At 69.8% G+C, this 20,081-nt stretch carries 12 protein-coding genes and 1 pseudogene; 8 read left to right on the forward strand and 5 right to left on the reverse strand.

Going from position 1 to position 20,081, the window contains the following annotated elements; translation table 11 throughout:
- Positions 1-30: 30 nt before the first annotated feature.
- On the reverse strand, positions 31-2,604 hold the full coding sequence (locus ACFP3V_RS25405; RefSeq protein ID WP_380587895.1) for a right-handed parallel beta-helix repeat-containing protein: 2,574 nt from the start codon (positions 2,602-2,604) through the stop codon (positions 31-33).
- Between the two features lie 121 nt (positions 2,605-2,725).
- Positions 2,726-3,730, reverse strand: coding sequence for a LacI family DNA-binding transcriptional regulator (locus tag ACFP3V_RS25410; protein WP_380587897.1), 1,005 nt, complete (start codon positions 3,728-3,730; stop codon positions 2,726-2,728).
- A 220-nt stretch (positions 3,731-3,950) separates the two neighbouring features.
- Between ACFP3V_RS25410 and ACFP3V_RS25415 the strand changes: the two genes are divergently transcribed.
- The 6 genes from ACFP3V_RS25415 (at position 3,951) to ACFP3V_RS25440 (ending at position 12,226) form a co-directional block, all read left to right on the forward strand.
- A complete protein-coding gene (locus ACFP3V_RS25415; RefSeq protein WP_380587900.1) occupies positions 3,951-5,330 on the forward strand; it encodes an ABC transporter substrate-binding protein in 1,380 nt (459 codons plus the stop codon).
- Between the two features lie 91 nt (positions 5,331-5,421).
- Positions 5,422-6,360, forward strand: a complete 939-nt coding sequence (locus ACFP3V_RS25420) for a carbohydrate ABC transporter permease (protein ID WP_380587903.1) — start codon at positions 5,422-5,424, stop codon at positions 6,358-6,360.
- Positions 6,361-6,372: 12 nt separating this feature from the next.
- Positions 6,373-7,257 carry a carbohydrate ABC transporter permease gene (locus ACFP3V_RS25425; protein WP_380587906.1) on the forward strand — a complete coding sequence of 295 codons (885 nt, stop codon included), beginning with the start codon at positions 6,373-6,375 and terminating at the stop codon, positions 7,255-7,257.
- A gap of 45 nt (positions 7,258-7,302) precedes the next feature.
- Positions 7,303-9,819, forward strand: a complete 2,517-nt coding sequence (locus ACFP3V_RS25430) for a discoidin domain-containing protein (RefSeq protein WP_380587909.1) — start codon at positions 7,303-7,305, stop codon at positions 9,817-9,819.
- Positions 9,820-9,901: 82 nt separating this feature from the next.
- A complete protein-coding gene (locus tag ACFP3V_RS25435; RefSeq protein ID WP_380588069.1) occupies positions 9,902-11,521 on the forward strand; it encodes a glycoside hydrolase family 13 protein in 1,620 nt (539 codons plus the stop codon).
- Between the two features lie 177 nt (positions 11,522-11,698).
- Positions 11,699-12,226, forward strand: coding sequence for a DinB family protein (locus ACFP3V_RS25440; protein WP_380587912.1), 528 nt, complete (start codon positions 11,699-11,701; stop codon positions 12,224-12,226).
- Positions 12,227-12,331: 105 nt separating this feature from the next.
- On the opposite strand, the gene ACFP3V_RS25445 is transcribed toward ACFP3V_RS25440, so the two are convergent.
- Positions 12,332-15,565, reverse strand: a complete 3,234-nt coding sequence (locus tag ACFP3V_RS25445; protein ID WP_380587915.1) for a TIM-barrel domain-containing protein — start codon at positions 15,563-15,565, stop codon at positions 12,332-12,334.
- A 744-nt stretch (positions 15,566-16,309) separates the two neighbouring features.
- Here ACFP3V_RS25445 and ACFP3V_RS25450 point away from each other — a divergent pair.
- A pseudogene (locus ACFP3V_RS25450) lies at positions 16,310-16,881 on the forward strand (MerR family transcriptional regulator).
- A 115-nt stretch (positions 16,882-16,996) separates the two neighbouring features.
- Here the strand turns inward: ACFP3V_RS25450 and ACFP3V_RS25455 are convergent.
- Positions 16,997-17,512, reverse strand: coding sequence for an NUDIX hydrolase (locus tag ACFP3V_RS25455; protein WP_380587918.1), 516 nt, complete (start codon positions 17,510-17,512; stop codon positions 16,997-16,999).
- A 264-nt stretch (positions 17,513-17,776) separates the two neighbouring features.
- Between ACFP3V_RS25455 and ACFP3V_RS25460 the strand changes: the two genes are divergently transcribed.
- Positions 17,777-19,561 carry a cellulose binding domain-containing protein gene (locus tag ACFP3V_RS25460; protein WP_380587921.1) on the forward strand — a complete coding sequence of 595 codons (1,785 nt, stop codon included), beginning with the start codon at positions 17,777-17,779 and terminating at the stop codon, positions 19,559-19,561.
- Between the two features lie 163 nt (positions 19,562-19,724).
- Here the strand turns inward: ACFP3V_RS25460 and ACFP3V_RS25465 are convergent, their stop codons facing one another.
- On the reverse strand, positions 19,725-20,021 hold the full coding sequence (locus ACFP3V_RS25465) for a hypothetical protein (RefSeq protein ID WP_380587923.1): 297 nt from the start codon (positions 20,019-20,021) through the stop codon (positions 19,725-19,727).
- Positions 20,022-20,081: the final 60 nt, after the last annotated feature.

Consider the following 20,081-nt stretch of genomic DNA (forward strand, 5'->3'; position numbering starts at 1 on the left):
GCACCGCTCGGCGACCGTGTTGGTCCGTGCTCAGAAGCCGAGGTCGCCGGCCCCCCGGTTGATCGTGTAGTTCCCCGGGTTGTTCAGTCCCCCCGAGGCGGCCCCCGACACGGTGACGGCGGTGGCCGTCATGCTGCCGGTGACGTTCTCGATGTCGATGCCCCAGGTGCCGGCGCCCGCGAAGGTGTCCCCGCTCAGTTCCAGGTTGGAGATCTGCTTGCCGTAACTGAGCAGCAGTCCCTGGTAGCTGCTGTCGTTCGCGGTGTTTCCGTCGAGGTGGACGGGTTGGGTGAGGTCGTAGTTGACGGCGTAGACCCACAGCGCGCCCAGTGCCGAGCCCCAGTTGGAGTTCCATGAGCCGGCTCGGGTCAGCAGGTTCCCCGACACGGTGGTGGGGCCGGAGAAGCCGGGACCGTAGGCGTTGCTGACGGTGATGCCGGAGCCGAAGGCGACGGTGTCGCTGACCCGGTTGGAGCGAACGGTGTTGTCCGCGCCGCTGTAGACGCCGATGCCGTTCGCCTGGATCGGTGAGGAGACGGTGTTGTAGGCGACGTCGCTGCCGGTGACGGTGCCGCCTTCGGAGTCGAGGGCGATCTCGTCGTCGCCGGTGTTGCGTACCTCGCACTGGTCGACGCGGACCCCCGTGCTGCCTCCGTGGACGTGGATGCCGTCGGCGAAGACGTCGCGGACGCGGACGCCGCTGATGTGCAGTCCGGTGCCGGGCACGGCCCAGATGCCGACCTTGGTGTGCTCGATCCAGACGTCGGAGATGAGCGATCCGGCGGCGAAGCTGCCCTCGATGCCTGCGGCGCCGCTGTCGTTGTTGCGTGAGGTCTGGTCGCCGAGGATGCTCAGGTCGGCGATCTGGACGACGCCTCCGGTGGAGTACAGGCCGCCGCTGCCGTTCTCGGCGGTGGACTTGAGGACGGTCCGCCATGGGCCCGCGCCGCGGACGGCGACGCTGCCGAGGTTGATCCGCCCGGAGATGAGGTAGGTGCCCGGCGGGAACCACAGACCGGTTCCGGTGCCGGACAGTGCGGCGAGCGCGGTGTTGACGGTGTTGGTGGCGTCGGCGGAACTGTCGGGGGTGACGCCGTAGTTGGTGACCGAGACGAAGCCGGCGGGCATGGTGGGCGCCGGGTCGACCTGTTCGGTGTCCAGGACGTCGAGGGTGTAGGAGGCAGCGGTGTCGGCCGCGTCCTTCTGGAGTTTCAGCACGGTGCCGGCGGGCCAGTCGCCGATCAGCGCGTGCACCTCGTCGTAGAAGTGGTGGGCGGGCCCGCTGCTCGGGTTGCGGGTGTCGTAGTACCCGCCGCCGTAGAGCCAGGAGTACTGGCTGGTGAGCGTGAGGTCCTGGAGCTTGGTGCCGTTGGCGTAGAGGGCCAGTGGGGCGGTGGCGGTGGAGCCGTCGGGGTTGCCGGGGATGGAGTAGCGCACGGTCAGTGCGTTGGCCGGCTTGGTGAGCGTGATCTGCAGGTACTGGCCGGTGGCGGTGAGCTGGACGGGCTGGCGGGCCGTGGCCTCGGCCTGCAGGCTCGGGTAGCTGCGGCTGGGGGCGAGCACGGTGCCGTTGGTCTGCGCGGACGCGGCGGGGTATTCGGTGTAGGGCAGGGTGGCTCCGGTGGCGGCGAGTGCGCTGCCACCCGTGACGGTCAGGTCGTCCAGGGCGACGCCGGAGCCGTTGTCGGCGCTGTCGGCCTGCAGGCCGATGAGGTTGATGCCGCTGCGCAGCGGCACGTTCTGGGTGACGGTCAGCCAGCCGCTGCCGGTGGGCAGGCTGAGCTGCTGGTTGCGGATGCCGTCGAGGTAGAGGGAGAGGGTGCGGGTGGCGCCGGTGGCGTTGGCGTACCGGAGGGTCAGCGGGTAGCTGCCGGTGGTGGGGGCGGCGACGGTCACGGTGGCTCGGGCCCCGCTGCTGAAGCCGGTCAGGTATCCGCTGCCCGTGTAGCCGGCGAGGGAGGTGGCGAGGGCTGGGCCGCCGGTGGTGAAGGCGGTCTCCGCCTCGTAGAGCTGCCCGCTGGGCGGCGGCGTGCTGGAGGAGGAGGCCGACGGGGACGGTGAAGGCGAACCACCGGCTCCGCCGGTGGTGTCCAGGGTGATGCTGTCGAGGTTGACGTTGCCGGTGTCGGTGGAATCGAAGCGGTAGGCAAGGGAGTTGGCGCCTGCGGCCAGGGTGACCGTCTCGGTCTCGGTAGCCCAGGTGTTCCAGTCCGCCGTCGCGGGCAACGACACCTGCTTGACCTTCGACCCGCCGACGTACAGGGACAGCGTCATCGTCGCGCCGGTGCCGTTCGCGTAGCGCAGCGCGACGCTGTACGCCCCCGCCGCCGGCGCCTGCACCGAGAACGTCGTCGCCGCCGAACCCTTGTCGGCGTCGGTGTACCCGGCCACGAACCCGCTTCCCGTGTAGCCGGAATGGTCGCTCGCGACCACCGCACCACCCGACAGCGAGGCGCTCTCCGCCTCGTAGCGGGTCGTGGCGGTCGCGCTGGCTCGGGGTGCGGACCAGGTGATCAGGGCGAGGAGGAGGCCGAGGGCGGCGGGGACGCCGAGCCCGGCGGCGCGGACGCGCCGTCGGGGCATGGCTGGGGACAGGGGTGGCATGGGGCGCTCCGAGGGTGGTGGGGGCGGGGGCGGGAAACGGAGCGCACAGTAGTATTCAGGACGGGATGCTGCAATAGGTCGTTCTGATGACGCAATTAATGGACTGTTCGGCCGGAATATCCTACTCCGCTTGCACGGCGGCCCGCAGCATCGGCGCCTGTCCCGTCGATCGGCGGACCACCAACTCCGGTTCGTGGAGCAGCTCTTTCGGCGTGGGGGCGTTGCCGCTGATCTGGTTGAGCAGCAGCGAGACCGCGGCGCGGGCCATGGCCTCGATCGGCTGGCGCAGAGTGGTCAGCGGCGGGTCGGTGTAGTTCATGAAGACGGAGTCGTCGAAGCCCACCACCGACACGTCCTCGGGCACCGACAGACCCGCCCGCCGCACGGCCCGCACCGCGCCCAGGGCCAGCACGTCACTGCCGCAGATCAGCGCGGTGCAGCCGGCCTCGACCAGTTCGGCCGCCACAGCCGTGCCGCCCTCGAAGGAGAACAGGGCGTGGCCGATCCGCGGTCGCACCCCCGCCTGCTGACTGAGCTTCCGGTACGCCTCGGCCTTGTGCAGCGAGGGCGCGTGCTCGGCCGGTCCCACGAGCAGGCCGACGTCCTGGTGCCCGAGCGAGCGCAGGTGCGCCCAGGCCTGCTGCACCGCGGACGCGTCGGAGGTGCTGACCTGCGGGAAGCCGGTGTAGTCCACGGCGGCGTTGACCAGGACCACCGGCACACCCCGGTCCAGGAGTTGACGGTACTCCTCCTCGCTGAGGCCCCCGCAGAAGACCACGCCGGACACCTGCTGGTCGAGCAGCATGGTCACGTACTCGGCCTCGCTCAGTCCGCCCGCGGAGCGGGTGCACAGCACCGGCGTGAAGCCGAGCTGGACCAGGGCGCCGCCCACTACCTCGGCGAGCGCGGGGAAGATCGGGTTCTGCAGCTCGGGAAGCACAAGGCCCACCAAGCGGGCGCGTACGCCCCGCAGTTGGGTCGGCCGTTCGTAGCCGAGGACGTCCAGTGCGGTGAGCACCGCCTGTCGCGTGCTGTCGGAGACGCCCGACTTGCCGTTGAGGACCCGGCTGACGGTCGCCTCGCTCACGCCGACCTTGCGGGCCACTTCAGCGAGTCTGCGAGTCATGGCAACGGAGTATGTCAGCTTTCTGCGTCGGCTTGCACCTGTCCTGAATCAGATTTCTTCCATAGGTAGATTCCTTGCGTAAGTTGGTCGAACTCTTGCGGAGCGCCACCGCCGGGTCCTAGCTTGAGCACCACGCCGGGCCGCAGCAGCCTCAGAACACGGCTCTGAGCTGCGCTTTCGCCCGGCCAGCAGCCGCAGACCACCACCTCCAGGGGCCCTCATGACTCACCATCGGACGGGCAGCAGAAGCCGCACCGCCCTCGCCGCTCTGCTCGCCGCCGGCATCACCCTCACCGCCGCCGCCTGCGGCAGCTCCTCCGACGGCAAGGCGACCTCATCCGCCGACGGCGTCGTCACCATCACCGTCAACGACGAGCCTCCGGCCACCGACCCCGTCCACCGCAAGAACTTCCTGGCCGACGTGGCCGAGTTCGAGAAGCTCCACCCCAAGATCAAGATCGTCCCGCACGAGGGACAGATGGACCCCCAGACCTTCTCCGCCAAGCTGGCCGGCGGCCAGCTGGAGAACGTCTTCTACGTCTACTTCACCGACCCCGCCGGACTGATCGCCAAGCACCAGGCAGCCGACGTCACCCCCTACCTGGACGGCTTCCCGCAGATCAAGCAGGTCAAGCCGGAGCTGCTCAAGGTCTTCCAGGACACCCAGGGCCACACCTACGGCCTGCCCGAGGGCAACTACAGCATGGGCCTGGTCTACAACCGCAAGCTGTTCACCCAGGCCGGGCTCGACCCCGACAACCCGCCCACCACCTGGGACCAGGTCCGCACGGACGCCCAAAAGATCGCCGCGCTCGGCCACGGCATCGCCGGCTACGGCGACTACAGCAAGTCCAACACCGGCGGCTGGCACTTCACCGCCGAGATGTACTCACGCGGCGGCGACGTCGCCAAGCAGGACGCCGGCGGCAGGTGGACCGCCGACTTCGACAACGCCACCGGCCGCGCGGTGCTCCAGCAGCTGCACGACATGCGCTGGACCGACAACTCCATGGGCCAGCGCCAACTGCTCGAATGGGCCGACCTGCTGCAGATGATGGGCGCCGGCAAGCTCGGCATGTACGTCGCCACCTCCGACAACATCCCCACCATCGTCGGCCAGTACAAGGGCGTCGCCACCGACTTCGGCCTCGGCCCGATCCCCGGCGGCCAGGGCACACTCGCGGGCGGCGGCGGCTTCATGTTCAACCCCAAGGACACCCCCGAGCAGATCAAGGCCGGCCTCGCCTGGCTCACCTTCAAATACGACAACCCCGACCGGATCGCCCTGGGCGTGCAGCGCGACGCCCAGGCCAAGCTGCCCGTCGGCCTGCCCGAGCCCAACCTGTGGACCGGCACCGCCGCACAGACCCGCGCCGACGCGGTGAAGGCCAACGCGAACCTCCCGGCCGCCAACTACCAGAAGTTCGTGGACGCTTCGGCGACCATCCCGCTGCATCTCGAGCCGCCGAACGCACAGCAGATCTACGCCGTCCTCGACACCGTCATGGCGCAGATCCTCACCAACAAGGACGCCGACATCGACACGCTGCTGTCCACCGCCACGACCCAGGTGAACAGCATCCTCGCCACCGTCAAGTAGCCACCGCCGCAAGCCCGTCCGGAGCCGGGGTGCCCTCCCGGCCCCGGACGCCCCCGACCGACCGCAGATCCGCACAGAAGGGCCCCGCCCGGTGACCACCACCACCGTCCCCGCCCCGGCCGTCGCCCCGCCGCGACCTGCCCGCTCCGCCCGCAGGGACCGGCTGCGCCGGCGCGCGGGCGACAACCTGATGGCCTACTGCTTCCTGGCCGCCGGCATCGTCTGCTTCGCCCTCTTCTCCTGGTACCCGCTGATCCGCGGCATCGTCCTCAGCTTCCAGCAGGACAACCTGGTCACCCCGCCCACCTGGGTCGGACTGCAGAACTACCGCACCCTGTTCAGCGACCCACTGTTCCTCACCGCCTGGAAGAACACCGCCGAGTTCACCGGCCTGGCCCTGCTGCTCGGCTACGCCGTGCCGCTGGCCATCGCGATCCTGCTCAACGAACTGCGCCACTTCAAGGGCTACTTCCGCATCGCCGTCTACCTGCCGGTCATGCTGCCGCCCGTGGTCGGCGTGATGCTCTGGCAGTACTTCTACGACCCCGGCAGCGGCCTGTTCAACACCCTGCTGCACGACGCCCACCTGCCCACCTCGCAGTGGGTGCAGTCGCCGCACACCGCCATGCTCTCCCTGGTCCTCGTGTCCACCTGGGCCAACATGGGCGGCGCGACACTGATGTACCTGGCCGCCCTGCAGTCCGTCCCCGGCGAGCTCTACGAGGCCGCGGAACTCGACGGAGCCGGCATGTGGCGGCGCATCCGCCATGTCACGCTGCCCCACCTGCGCTTCATCATGCTGGTGCTGCTGCTCCTGCAGATCATCTCCACCATGCAGGTCTTCGTGGAGCCCTTCCAGCTCACCGGCTTCACCGACCCCGACACGATCACCGTGATGACGCTGATCTACCGCTACGCCTTCGCCGTCAACAACGACTTCGGCCTGGCCGCCTCCATGAGCGTGCTGCTCTTCGCCGTCCTCGGCGTCTTCGCCGCCCTCTACCTGCGCCTGACCCGAGAGACCGACTGAGGGGCCGCACCGATGACCGTCCGCAGCCTGATCTCCGAGCAGCAGCTCGCCCGCCCGCGCAACCGCGCCCTCTACTTCACCGTGGTCACCGTGACCATCGTGGCCTTCGCCGCCGCCTTCCTCTTCCCGATCTACTGGATGGCCACCGCCGCACTGGAGACCCCCACCGAGTTCGCCGCCGCCACCCCCACCCTGCTGCCCAAGTCCGTGCACCTCCAGGCCTACAGCGACGCCTGGAGCCAGATGGACCTCGCGCACTTCTTCCTCAACACCGTCTACTACGCCCTCGGCGGCTGGTTCGTGCAGCTGGCAGTGGACGTCAGCGCCGCCTACGCCCTGTCCAAGCTCCGGCCGGCCTTCGGCAAGGCCGTCTTCGCCGCCATGCTGGCCAGCCTGATGCTGCCGGCCGCCGCGCTGCTCGTCCCCGCCTACCTGACCGTCTCCGACCTGCCGGTCCTGCACATCAGCCTGCTCAACTCCCCCTGGGGACTGTGGCTTCCGGGCGCGGCCAACGCCTTCAACGTCTTCGTGCTCAAGCGCTTCTTCGACCAGATCCCCGCCGAACTGCTCGACGCCGCCCAGATCGACGGAGCCTCCCGGCTCCAGGTGCTGCTGCGGGTCGTGCTGCCGCTGTCGCGCCCGGTGCTGGCCGTCATCTCGATCTTCGCGATCATCGGCATCTGGAAGGACTTCCTGTGGCCGCTGCTGGTGCTGCAGGACCCCGACAAGCAGACGCTCGCCGTCGCCCTGCACCGGCTGTCGCTGTCCAGCTCGCAGATCCCGGTCACCGAGTTCATCGCCGGACTGGCCATCGCCGCCGCACCGATGATCGTGCTCTTCCTCTTCTTCCAGCGCCACATCCTCGGCGGCCTGTCCGCCGGGGCCGTGAAGGGCTGAACCGCCGGCTCAACCACCGGCCCTCGAACCCCTCGGAGTCACCCCATGAACCGAGCGCTCGCCGCCGCGCTCCTCGCACTCCCCCTGCTGACCGCCGCCACCCCGCTCCCCGCGACCGCGCACCACCGGCAGGCCGGCGCCGACCTCCCCTTCGTCGAGGAGAACGCCGCCACCAGCCCCCACGCCCGCACCAACGGGACGATCCTCGGCCCCGACTACCACTACGGCACCCTCGCCGCCGAGGCCACCGGCCGCACCGCCGTCCAACTCACCGGCCAGGGCAGCTACGTGTCCTTCCGGCTCACCCGCCCGGCCAACGCCGTCGACTTCCACTACGCCCTGCCCGACTCCCTGCACGGCGGCGGCATCACCGCCCCACTGCACCTGTACGTGGACGGGCACGCGGTCACCGCGCTCGACCTGACCTCGCAGTACAGCTGGCTCTACGGCAACTACCCCTTCAGCAACCGCCCGAGCGTCGGCAAGCCCGACGGCCAGGTACCGCACGACTTCTACAACGACATCCGCTACCGCTTCGACCGCACCCTGCCCGCCGGAACCGTGGTCAAGCTCCAGATCGACCCGGGCGACAACGCTCCCTGGTACGTCGTCAACACCGCCGACTTCGAACAGGTCGCCCCGCCGACACCCCGCCCGGACGGCTTCACCGACGTCACCCAGGCCCCCTACGGCGTCGACAACACCGGCACGACCGACACCACCGACGCCCTGCAGCACGCCATCGACGCACTCTCCGCCGCCGGCCAAGGCGTCTACCTCCCACCCGGCCGCTACCTGCTCACCCACCCCTTCGACGTGGACCGGGTCCGGATCACCGGCGCGGGCGAGTGGTACACCGAACTGACCGGCAAGAACTTCGGATTCGCCGGCAAGCAGGACCCACCCAGTACCGGCGTCGAGATCACCGGCCTCGCCCTCTTCGGCGACGTCGGCGTCCGCGACGACAGCAACAGCCAGGACACCGGCTTCAACGGCGGCTTCAGCGACTCGCATCTGTCCCACGTGTGGATCCAGAACGAGAAGGTCGGCGCCTGGATCCTCGGCCCCAGCCGCGGCCTGCGCATCGACCACCTGCGCATCCAGGACACCACCGCCGACGGCATCAACCTCAACGCGCACGCCGGCCCCGTCGCCGACACCACCGTCAGCGACACCTTCCTGCGCAACACGGGCGACGACGGCCTGGCCCTGTGGTCCCAGAACGCCCCCGACAGCGGCATCACCCTCGCCCACAACACCGTCGACTCCCCCGTACTGGCCAACAACATCGGCGTCTACGGAGCCGGTGCCGACATCACCATCCGCGACAACCTGCTCCAGGACACCGTCACCCGGGGCGGCGGCATCGGCATCGGGCAGCGCTTCGGCTCCGTCCCCATGACCGGCCCGCTGCGGATCACCGGCAACACCCTGGTCCGCACCGGCCAGTGGGACCCCGGCTGGGACCAGGGCACCGGCGCGATCTGGTTCGACGCCGAGCAGGGCGACATGACCGCACCCGTCGAACTCACCGGCAACACCCTGCTGGACAGCCCCTTCGCCGCCTTCCAGTTCAAGGGCGACCCCTACCGCGTCGCAGGCGTCCGCATCACCGACACCACCATCCGCAACGTCGGCACCTACGTCTTCCAGGAACAGGCCCCGGGCTCGGCCACCGTCGCACGCACCCACGCGAGCGGCGTCGCGATCGCCGGCCAGTACCGCTGCGGCGACACCTTCACCCTGACCGACGCCCGCGGCAACTCCGGCTGGAGGAGCACCAGTTGCTCCATGCCCGCCAACTCCCCCCTGTGGGCCTACCCCGGTACCACCACCTTCGAGGCCGCCACCGTCGGCACCGCCACACCGGCCCAGAAGGTCGTCCTGCAGAACACCGGCACCGCCGCGCACACCCTGCGCCGCATCACCGCCTCCCCCGGCTTCACCCTCTCCCCCGACCGCGACCGCCCCTGCGGCACCCGACTTGACCCGGCGTCAGCCACCGACCCCGGCTCCTGGTGCGTGGTCGACGTCGCCTTCACCGCAGGACACGAAGGCATCACCACCGGTTCGCTCACCGCCGACGGAACCACCGTCCAACTCGTCGGATCCACCGACCCCCTCGGCGGCAGCGGCGGCGACGCCCCGCCGAACCTCGCCCTCGACGCCACCATGACGGCCAGCTCCGCGCTCGCGTGGTTCCCCGCCACGCAGGCCGCCGACGACAACGACGGCTCCTACTGGGAGAGCCAGGACGGCCTCCCCTTCCCCCAGACCCTCACCGCCGACCTCGGCACACCCACCGACGAGAGCCGCATCGTGCTCACCCTGCCCGCCACCTGGGGCCCGCGCACCCAGACCATCGAGGTCCAGGGCTCCCTGGACGGCACCACGTGGACCACCCTGGCACCCGCCACCGACCTCCTCTTCGACCCGGCCACCGCCAACCACGTCACCCTCGCCCTGCCGGCCGGCACCCACCAGCGCTACCTGCGGCTCGTCGTCACCGGCAACACCGGCTGGAGCGCCGCACAACTCTCCGAATTCCAGATCTTCGCCTGACGACACCCCCGACCAGGGACCGTCGACAGCCCACCCCACCACCTCCGAGGAGTCCTCCACCGTGGCCATCCACACCCCCGCCGTGCCCACGACCGCGTGGTGGCGCAGCGCCGTGATCTACCAGGTCTACGTGCGCTCGTTCGCCGACGCGAACGGGGACGGAGTCGGTGACCTCGCCGGCGTCCGCAACCGGCTGCCCTACCTCGCCGAACTCGGCGTCGACGCCCTGTGGTTCAACCCCTGGTACGCCTCACCCATGGCGGACGCCGGCTACGACGTGGCCGACTACCGCGCCATCGACCCCTCCTTCGGCACCCTCGCCGACGCCGAGGCGCTGATCCGCGAGGCCCACGACCTGGGCCTGCGCATCCTCGTCGACATCGTCCCCAACCACGTCTCCGACCGGCACGCCTGGTTCCAGGAAGCCCTGTCCGCAGGACCCGGCTCCGCGGCACGGGAACTGTTCTGGTTCCGCCCGGGCCGCGGCAGCAACGGCCAACTGCCGCCCAACGACTGGCAGTCGGTCTTCGGCGGCCCCGCCTGGACCCGGGTCGCCGACGGCGACTGGTACCTGCACCTGTTCGCCCCGGAGCAACCGGACCTGAACTGGAACAACGCCAAGGTCCGCGAGGAGCACGAGTCGGTGCTGCGCTTCTGGTTCGACCGCGGCGCGGACGGCGTCCGCATCGACTCGGCCACCATGCCCGTCAAGGACCCGACCCTGCCCGACTTCGACCCGGCCGCCCCGCCGGTGCCACACCCCTACATCGACCAGGACGACGTCCACGCGATCTACCGCGCCTGGCGCGCCGTGGCCGACTCCTACCCGGAACCCCGCGCCCTGGTCGGCGAAGTCTGGCTGGACGACCCGGTCCGGCTCGCCGCCTACCTGCGCTCGGACGAGATGCACACCGCCTTCAACTTCGACTACCTGAACTGCCCCTGGGACGCCGAGAGACTGCGGGCGGTCATCGACTCCACCCTCGCCGCACACGCCCCCGTGGGCGCACCGGCCACCTGGGTCCTGTCCAACCACGACGTCACCCGGCACGTGACCCGCTACGGCCGCGCCGACAGCGGCATGGGCCGCAACCCCGGCCAGGACGGCGCCCCCTGGGACCTCACCCTCGGCACCCGCCGGGCCCGCGCCGCGCTGCTGCTCAACCTCGCCCTGCCCGGCTCCTGCTACCTCTACCAGGGGGAGGAGCTGGGACTCTGGGAGGTCGAGGACATTCCCGCGGCGCTGCGCCAGGACCCGATCCACGCCCGCAGCGGCGGCGCGGACCAGGGCCGCGACGGCTGCCGGGTACCGCTTCCCTGGTCCGGCACCGAGCCGCCCTTCGGCTTCAGCCCGGCGTCGGCCACCGCCGACCCCTGGCTGCCGCAGCCGACCGACTGGTCCACCTGCACCGTTCAGGCGGAAGCGGCGGACCCCGGCTCCATGCTGTCCCTGTACCGCACCGCGTTGCGGCAGCGCCGCGCCGAACCTGCCCTGCGCGGAGAGGAGTTCGCCTGGCTCTCCGCCCCTGGCGACCGCCTCCTCGCCTTCACCCGCGGCGCAGGCTGGACCTGCATGGTCAACCTCTCCCCCGCCCCGGTCCCCCTTCCGGACGGCTCCCGCGTCGTCCTGGCCAGCGGACCGCTCGGCGAGGACGAGCGGGAGCTGCCCACCGACACGGCGGTCTGGCTCCGCCAGGCCTGAGGCGGGCGACTTCGACCGCGCCGACTGCGGTCATCGTGGTGACGATCAGTTCGACACCGTGGAAGCGGATCCGGACGGGCTCTCCCGGCGCAGGCAGGCATCACCGCCTGCGCCGCGTCGCGGGGCCGGCCCTGTCACTTGTTGATCGTCTCCCGGGGAGCAGTGCAGGCTGGATCCATGGCATGGACGGCACCACGAGTCGGACGCACCCAACGGCTGGGCGACCTGGGGACCGTGTCGGAGCGTCACATGTTGGAGGGCTGGCTGCTCTGGCACCGGGAGACCCTCCTCGTCAAGTGCGCCGGTCTCGAACCCGATCAATTGGCCCGAACGACCGTGAAGCCGTCCAGCCTCACCCTCCTCGGCCTGGTACGGCACATGGCCGAAGTGGAGCGATGGTGGTTCCGGCGCAGCTTCGCAGGTGAGGACATCGGCGACATCTTCACCGGCCCCTCGGACGGCGACGAGGGCCTCGCCGGAGTACGCCCCGCCGATGCCGAGAGAGACTACGGACTGTTCCAGGACGAGGTGCGAGCGTGCGACGCGGCGGCCGCCGGCCATGACCTCGAGGAGACCTTCATCTCCTCGCGCGGCACGCGTCTCAGCCTGCGCTGGGTCTACCTGCTGATGATCCAGGAGTACGCACGCCACAACGGCCACGCGGACCTCCTGCGGGAACGGACAGACGGGGCCACGGGCGACTGAACCCACTCCATCGACAACCCCCCACGACCCCCGCCCGTACGAGGCCGTGCAGGGGCCGCCCAGGAACCGCCGCGGTATGCGTCGGCTCCTGGGCGGTCGCGTCGGCTACCGGTAGGCGACTGTGATCGGCCGGTCCGTCGTGAGCCGCGGCAAGGTGATCGTGAGGATCCCGGTGGCGCAGTCCCAGCGGTAGTCACTCGGATTCAGCTGCGCCCCGAGGGCGGTGACCTTGGCCGGTGCCCGGCTCGTTCCGAGCAGGGTGAGCGTCCACTGCCGACTCTGCACCTGGCCGGGGAAGGAGCCCCGCACCGGGCCGATCGAGATGATGTGAAGCGGACCGCTCTGCTTGTACCGCACCGTTGTGGTGGCGCTGTGGCCCTTGTGCTGTGCGGCAGCCGCAGTCCCGTCGTCCTCGTAGAGGCTGTACGAGCCCGGCGCGCCGGAGGCGATGGTCAGCGTGAGGGCGTCCAGTGGGGCCTTGTCGCTGCTGGAGACGTTGCCGGTGCGGGTGGGCAGGATGCCGCCGGCCTTGACGAACACCGGCATCGTGTTCAGGTCGGTGGTGATGTCCTGGGTGGTGCCGCCCTGGTACGTCTTGCCGGTGAAGTAGTCCGTCCACTGGCCGGGCGGGAACCACACGGACGTGGTTGCGGTCGTACCCGGCGTCGTCACCGGGGCGACCAGAACAGCCGATCCGTAGAAGTACTCGCTGCCTGCCGTGGCGTACGCCTGCGGCTCATCCGGGTATTCCAGGTAGGTGGGTCGGACGATCGGCACCCCGGTCCGGTTGGCCTCCTCGGCCAGCGAATAGGTGTAAGGCACCAGGTTCTCGCGGAGGTTGAGGAACCTGTCGGCCGACCGCCGCGCCTGGGCGCCGTACTGCCAGGGCAGCCGGTCGCTGTGGTTGCTGTGGAGGCGGTCGATGGGTTGGAAGGCGCCGAACTGCACCCAGCGGGCGTACAGGTCGTCGGGCAGCCTGTGCGTGGTGTGCGTGCCGCTGCCGTCGGTGTAGGTCTCCGAGCCGGTCAGCCCCGTGGTGTCGTTGTGGCCGCCGATGTCGTGGGTGATGGCCGCCATTCCGGTCGCGGCGGACTCCCCCGGCGTGTAGCCGACCTCCAGGTTCAAGGTGCCCCAGGTGGAGGAGGTGTCTCCGGTGAAGTGGACTGTGGTGCGCTTGTCGGCCCACGGGCCGGTGGGCAACGCGGCCTGGCCGCTGTAACCGCCCGCCTGGAGCGACCCGTACGCCCGCGACAGGACGAAGCCGCGGCCCGTGCCGGACGTCTGCGCGGTGAGGTTGGCGTACTGCTGGTTGATCCAGGCGTCCGGTGTCACGCCGGGCATCGACGCCTGGGATTGGTCGCAGCACCAGTCGAGCCACCAGAAGTCGTTGCCCTGGTCGTCCAGAGTCCGGTGCAGGTCCAGGTACGCCTTGAGCTGGTCGGGGTCACCGAAGTCGAAGGTGTAGCAGTTGTTCTGGACCGAGGCGTCCGGGGCGCAGCCGCCCTTCGTCAGCTTGCCCTTGGCGGTGGCCATGGCCTGGGCGAACTGCGGATCGGAAGCGAGGATGCTGGGGTGCACGTTGAGCGTGTTGTGCAGGCCTTGCGAGGCCGCCCAGTCGAAGAAGCCCTTGGCGTCGGGGAACTTCGTCGGGTCCATCTCCCAGCCGCTCCAGGAGTTCACGGCCTTGAAGTCGGTATCGGTCACCAGCACGTCCAGCGGCACCCCTTCGGCGCGGAACGCCGGCAGGATCGTGTTCTCGTAGTCCGCAGCGGTCCTGTCGATGTACTCCGAATACCAGACGCCGTAGGCCCACTGCGGCAGAAGTGCGGGCGGTCCGGTCAGCGTTGCCAGGTCGCTCAGGCCCTGCTTGTAGTCGTGGCCGTAGCCGAAGAGGTAACCGTCCTGGTAGGGAGCACCGCCGTGCGAGGTCCGCTGCGTGACCTGCTGGGTCGCGGTGTCGTACAACGCCGACGGGGTGTCGTCGAGCAGGTACCAGCCGTCCTTGTTCAGCAGGCCAGGCGTGGTGGCGGGGGCGGGTCCGTTACCCGTCACGCCGTCGAGCCCGCGGCGGTAGCCGCCCAGCGCCAAGTGCGGCTGCGGCGCGGGGGCGCCGGTCGCGGTGACCGAGAGGGTGTCCAGGTTGACGTGGCAGCTCGTCAGGTCCGGGCAGCTGAGAGTGATGTCGTCCTCACCTGCCTTGAGGGCGACCGGAGCCGACGCGGTCTGCCAGTCGTTCCAGTCCTTCGTCACCGGAAGGGAGACCGTGCTGCTGGTTCCACCAGCGGTGACCTGGGCGGTTCGCGTCTGGTGCAGGCCGTCGCCCCCGGCTCCGTTGGCGTAGCGCATCCACAGCGTGTAGGCACCGTCGGCGGGCACACCCACGAGGTGGGCGGTCAGGCTGGATCCCTGGTTCAGCTCCGCGACGAAACCGCTGCCCGAGTAGCCCAGGTGATCGGTGGCGTCCGTCGCGGTACCGGTGATCCGTCCGGATTCCGCCTCGCAGCTGGTGTCGACCTGGCAACTGGTGATCGCGGTGGTGGACACCGCCGGGAACGGGTCGCCAGGCTGGACCAGGGCGACGCTGTCGATGTTGACGTTCCCGGAGTCCGAGGCGGTCCGGGTGAGCGCGATAGTGTGGCGACCGGCGCTCAAGGAGACCGGCACGGTGGCGAGGCTCCATGTGTCCCAGTTCGCGGTCGTGGGCAGGGGCACCGTCCTCGGTGCGCCCCCGTCCACCGTGAGGGTCAGCGTGCGGGACACGTTCTGGCCGTCACCGCCGAGGGAGTTGGCGTACCGCAGATCGAACTGGTAACTCCCGGTGCTGGTGACATTGACGTCGGCCGTCGCCGAGCTGCCGGTGGTGGTGAAGCCTGCGGCGAAGCCAGGCCCCGTGTGGCCGGTGTGGTCCGAGGCGACCCCCACACCGTTGAGCTGGAGACTCTCGGCCTCGCACAGTGCGCCGAGCGAACAGGTCAACCGCTGCCAGGGGCTCGCCGTCACTTCGGTGCCGCCCGCGGATTGGCGTACGGAGAGGTTGTCCGCGTCGAACGGCCCAGAATCGATCTTGTAGCGCAGCTCCACCTTGCTGGTCGTGATGGTCAGCCAGCCGTTGGAGGTGCTGGTGGCGTAGGCGGCAGGGGCGAAGGCGTCACGGCCGATCGCGTTGAACGTGGGATCGTCCGTGAAATGCCCGTCGCCGGCGTATTCGGTGCGTATCAGCGTCGGCGAAAGGATCTCGAACCGCGCATCGCCGGAGGTGACGGTCGGGATGAGATGGTCGGCTACGGCTGCGGCGGACACGCTCCTGGCGACGGCGGGACCCGTGCCGGTGAGAGTCATGGTGACGGCGATGAGCGCCGCGGTCGTGCCTGTTCGCCGCCGCGAGGGCTTCAGCGGTCGCCATTTCGACTGGACTTTCACACGAACTCCGTCTGCTTGCTCATGTGGTGGATGAGTCGGCTCGGGAACTGACGTCCTGTCATACCTTGGGCCTGCGCGCGGTGTTGCCCCAGGCGCAGGGATGGCAGGGATCGGCTTCCGTAGCGGCAGGACAAGGCCGCCACGGCGGATGACAACGTTGGAAGGATCTGGGGCAGCAAGATGACAGCACGGGACTCCACGAGGTGTCCACCCCTTGCGCCGACCCAGTCCTGAATTCGCCACCGGTCTGTGATCGCGCTCACCGTGCCCACCATGCAACTAGGGCACGGAGCTGCGCCGTTGGCTCACCACACGGTGACTGTGTGCAGATTTGAGTCCGGACCTGCGGGACGTGGCGTGAGCTCAGCCGGCGTCCGGCCATGGAGGTTGACGGGCTCTCGGCCCCATGCCCCACCCCTTCTTACATCGTTGAACGACGCCGCCCGCTGCCCGGGCGTGAGGCTGGAGACGGCATCGGGGGGAGCCTGCCTGGCGGGCGTCCGCGACCGGGTGGATCTCGCGATGGTGCGCGAGCCGGCTCCAGTGGGGCGTCCGCGTATCCAGAGGTGGGGGGTCTCCCTGTCTCGTGCGCCCGGACCGGGCGGTGACGTGTTCGACCCTGACGCAGCGTCATGCCGGACAGTCGACGGCGTGGACGAGCACATGACTGTGGGACGTGCTGCAGAACTGGCCGGCGTGACGGTGCGCACGCTGCATCACTACGACCGGGTCGGCCTGGTGAAGCCGTCCGCGCGGACCGCGGCCGGATACCGCGCCTACTCGCCGGAAAACGTGGAACGGCTGCGGGAGGTGCTCGCCTACCGGCGACTGGGCTTCGGCCTGCGGGAGATCGCGGCGCTGGTGAACGACCCCGATACCGACGCGGTCGCCCACCTGCGCCGGTTGCGCGGGTTGATGGCGGAGCAGCGCGACCGCGCTCACGCCACGGTGAGAGCCGTCGACCGGGGACTGCACGCGCGGGCTCGGGGAGTCAGGACGACACCGGAGGAGCAACTCACAATGTTCGGAGCGCAGTTGGGCGCCGGCCCGAGGCGTATCTGGACGTGGACGTCCGCCGGGCGGTGTCGGTGTGGACGAGGGGAGGACCGCAGGCCGAGCAGCGGGCCGTGAGCATGCTCCGCGACGACCTCGCCTCGGGCCGGTGGGCCGACCGCAACCGCGACCTGGTCGCCCTCGACGCAGCAGAGCTCGGCCTGCGCCTGCTCGTCGCGTGAGGCCAGTGCGGGGTTGCGGCTCCAAAGGAGCGGTCGTCCAGGAAGGCGCGACGGCGACCACCCGGCAGAAACCGAACGCGCCGCTTCGGCAACCACGGCGTCGGCCGGACGGAGGTCACCCGCCCCGGGCGCGTTCCGCACCCTCGGTCAGAGCCCGGTACCGGGTGAAGGCCTCCCGGGCATCGGACACGAAGGTCGGGCTGCGCAGGACGTCGCGGAGTTCGGCCTCGGTCAACCAGGTGAACCAGGACACCTCGGAGGCATCCGGCGTGATCTGCCCGGTGATGGTGGCCTCGTGCACAGCCAGCCAGTAGGGGCTGATCTCACCGCGGCACAGGTACTTGAAGACGAACCGCGGAAATGTCCGGACACCGATTTCCTCGGCGAGCTCGCGGGCCGCGGCGCCCTCGTACGACTCCCCCACGTTCACCGCGCCGCCCAACAGCCAGTTCAGCTGGCCAGGAAAGCGGGAGTCGTCGTCGGGACGCCGGTGGACCAGGAACCGGCCCTCCGGGTCGCGGCAGACGGTGGTCGCCACGCGATGCAACCACTGCCGGCGGATCGCCTCGCCCCGCTCCACGACGGCCAGTACGCGGTCTTCCTTATCTACGCGCTCCACCAGCTCAGGCATGGCGGACACCCTGCCACAGGCCACTGACAAGCTCCCAGGGGGATGGCGCTGCAACCCTGCGCAGTCCGGGGCCACCTGACGGCCTGTCAATCCGCGGGTGCGGGGCCTCCGCTCTCCGGCGCCCGAGGCCGGCAGCAGCGGAGTGGGGCCCGGGGTCCGTCGTCCCGTCGCGCGCTACGGCAACCTTTCGGCTGTCCGCGGCAACTGGAGGGTGCGCGTCCCCCGCGCGATGCTCACCCTTCGGACGGAAGGTTCCTCGGACCTATGCACCGCAAATCCCGCCGCCGCGTCGTCTTCGCAGCCGGCGTAGCAACTGTGCTGGCACTGCCCATCGCCGGCCTCCTGGTCACCCAGGGCGCGGACGCCAGCAACACCGTCGCGATCAACGTCAACGCGTCCCAGAACCTCGGCATCGTGCCGAGCATCGCGAACGGCGTGAACACGGCGACCTTCGACGGCCACCTCAACGACAGCGCGGCCACCGCCGCTCTCGCGGGCGCCGGCGTCGACGCGCTGCGCTATCCCGGTGGTTCCACAGCCGACGCCTACCGCTGGCAGACGAATACGACCGTCGACGGACTGGGCTACGCGAACCCCGCCAACGGCTTCGACGACTTCATGGGCATCGCGCGCAAGATCGGCGCGAGCCCCGTCATCACGGTCAACTACGGCTCCGGTACGGCGGCCGAGGCCGCGGCGTGGGTGAGGTACGCCAACGTCACCAAGCACTACGGCGTCAAGTACTGGGAGCTCGGCAACGAGATCCCCGGCGACGGCACCTACGGATCGATGTGGGAGCACAACCTCAAGCCCAAGGGCGCCACCGCCTACGCGAACAACATCGCGGACTACATCACCGAGATGAAGGCCGCCGACCCGTCCATCAAGGTCGGCGCCGTGCTGACGCTCCACAACAGCTGGCCGGACGGCCTGGTGGCCTCCAAGTACGGCGACACCGCGGACTGGAACACGACCGTCCTCAAGAAGGACGGCCCCAAGCTCGACTTCGTGATCCTGCACTACTACCCGACATCCAAGAGCGAGGCGGACCTGCTCACGCAGTACCGCACCATCGCGTCCATCGTGCAGGCCACGCGAGCCGAGATCACCAAGTACGCGGGCAGCAACGCCGCGAAGATCCAAATCATGATCACCGAAACGGACGCAGGCTTCGAGTCCGACTCCGTCCCGGCGGCGCTGTACACCGCTGACAGCTACATGACCTTCCTGCAGAACAAGGTCCAGAACATCGACTGGTGGGACGAGCACAACGGCCCGTCGAACATCACCACCCTGCCCGACGGCTCCACCGACTACGGCGACGGGGGCATCCTCTCTGCCGGCGGCTGCGCCGGCAGCGTCTGCGAGCCCGCGGCGAACACCCCGTTCCCCGCCTACTACGGGCTCAAGGCCGTGGGCGCATTCGCCGCGCCCGGCGCCCGGATGGTCCGCGCCACGACCTCCAACTCCACGGTCACGGCCTACGCGGTCAGGACCTCGAGCGGCCTGAACCTCCTGCTGGTCAACCACAGCGCCAAGACCAGCGAGCCAGTGAGCATCTCCTACGCCGGATTCAACCCGGCGAACGTCACCTCCGCGCAGCAGTTCAGCGAGGCGAACAAGAAGCTCCAGCAGATCCCGGGCGTGAAGGCCCACGGACTGACTCTCCCCGCCTACTCGATCACGGTCCTGAAGCTCGCCAACGCCGGAGCCGCTCCCATTGCCGCCACTTCCTGCACCGTCACCACCGGCAATTCCGTGTCCTGGCGCGGCGGCTACACCGAGAACGTCCGGATCACGAACACCGGGTCCAAGGCCGCGAGCGCATGGAAGGTCACGTTCGGCCTCCCGGCACATGAGCGCCTCACCGCCAGCTGGAACGCCACACACACCCAGCGCGGCAACCTCGTCACGCTGCGACCGGTGGACTACGACAGGACCATCGCGGCCGGCGCCACCCTCCCCTTCGGGTTCACCGCCTCCGACTCAGGAACCGCGGCGCGCCCCACCTGGTACGCCCTCAACGGCGTGCGCTGCAACGGCCACTGACCCGCCGCCCCGACAGGGGGTGGGCACGGGACGCTCACCCCTCAAGGCACAGCGGGTCGTCGGCGCAGCCCGTCCTGGACGGCTCCACGACAAGCACACGCCGCGGGCCCCGATGGTCGGGCCCGGAAGCACGCGCCGGCAGTCGCGGGTGTCAGGAACGTGCTCAGGACGTGACCACGTTGAACGCGGGGTAGATCTTCGGCCGGACGTCCGGGGCGCCGACCTCCTTCAGCATGGGCATGAGGACCTCGCCGAACTTGCGGAAGGCGTCCTCCGACTCCCAGACGTCGACGACGAGCCAGCCGTCGGGAGTGGGGCCGGCCGCGTGCGAGATGAGACCAGGGACGGGCCAGTCGGACGCCTTCTTGACGCCGCCCTGGCCACCGGTGATCTGGTTGGTGCCCTGTTCGTACATGGCCTGGGTCATGCCCGGCGCATCGAAGACAGCGATGATCGCCACAATGAGCTCCCTTGTGAGGGTGCGGAATCGGACGGAGCCAGTCGAGCACGCCGCGCGTTG

The sequence above is a fragment of the Streptacidiphilus monticola genome (genome assembly GCF_042658505.1).
In the GTDB taxonomy this organism is placed as follows: Bacteria; Actinomycetota; Actinomycetes; order Streptomycetales; family Streptomycetaceae; genus Streptacidiphilus; species Streptacidiphilus monticola.

Coding starts and splice junctions, on each gene's coding strand:
- ACFP3V_RS25405 (WP_380587895.1), bottom strand. CDS start 2,604: ATGCCACCCCTGTCCCCAGCCATGCCCCGACGGCGCGTCCGCGCCGCC.
- ACFP3V_RS25455 (WP_380587918.1), bottom strand. CDS start 17,512: ATGCCTGAGCTGGTGGAGCGCGTAGATAAGGAAGACCGCGTACTGGCC.
- ACFP3V_RS25430 (WP_380587909.1), top strand. CDS start 7,303: ATGAACCGAGCGCTCGCCGCCGCGCTCCTCGCACTCCCCCTGCTGACC.
- ACFP3V_RS25460 (WP_380587921.1), top strand. CDS start 17,777: ATGCACCGCAAATCCCGCCGCCGCGTCGTCTTCGCAGCCGGCGTAGCA.
- ACFP3V_RS25425 (WP_380587906.1), top strand. CDS start 6,373: ATGACCGTCCGCAGCCTGATCTCCGAGCAGCAGCTCGCCCGCCCGCGC.
- ACFP3V_RS25410 (WP_380587897.1), bottom strand. CDS start 3,730: ATGACTCGCAGACTCGCTGAAGTGGCCCGCAAGGTCGGCGTGAGCGAG.
- ACFP3V_RS25440 (WP_380587912.1), top strand. CDS start 11,699: ATGGCATGGACGGCACCACGAGTCGGACGCACCCAACGGCTGGGCGAC.
- ACFP3V_RS25415 (WP_380587900.1), top strand. CDS start 3,951: ATGACTCACCATCGGACGGGCAGCAGAAGCCGCACCGCCCTCGCCGCT.
- ACFP3V_RS25445 (WP_380587915.1), bottom strand. CDS start 15,565: ATGACTCTCACCGGCACGGGTCCCGCCGTCGCCAGGAGCGTGTCCGCC.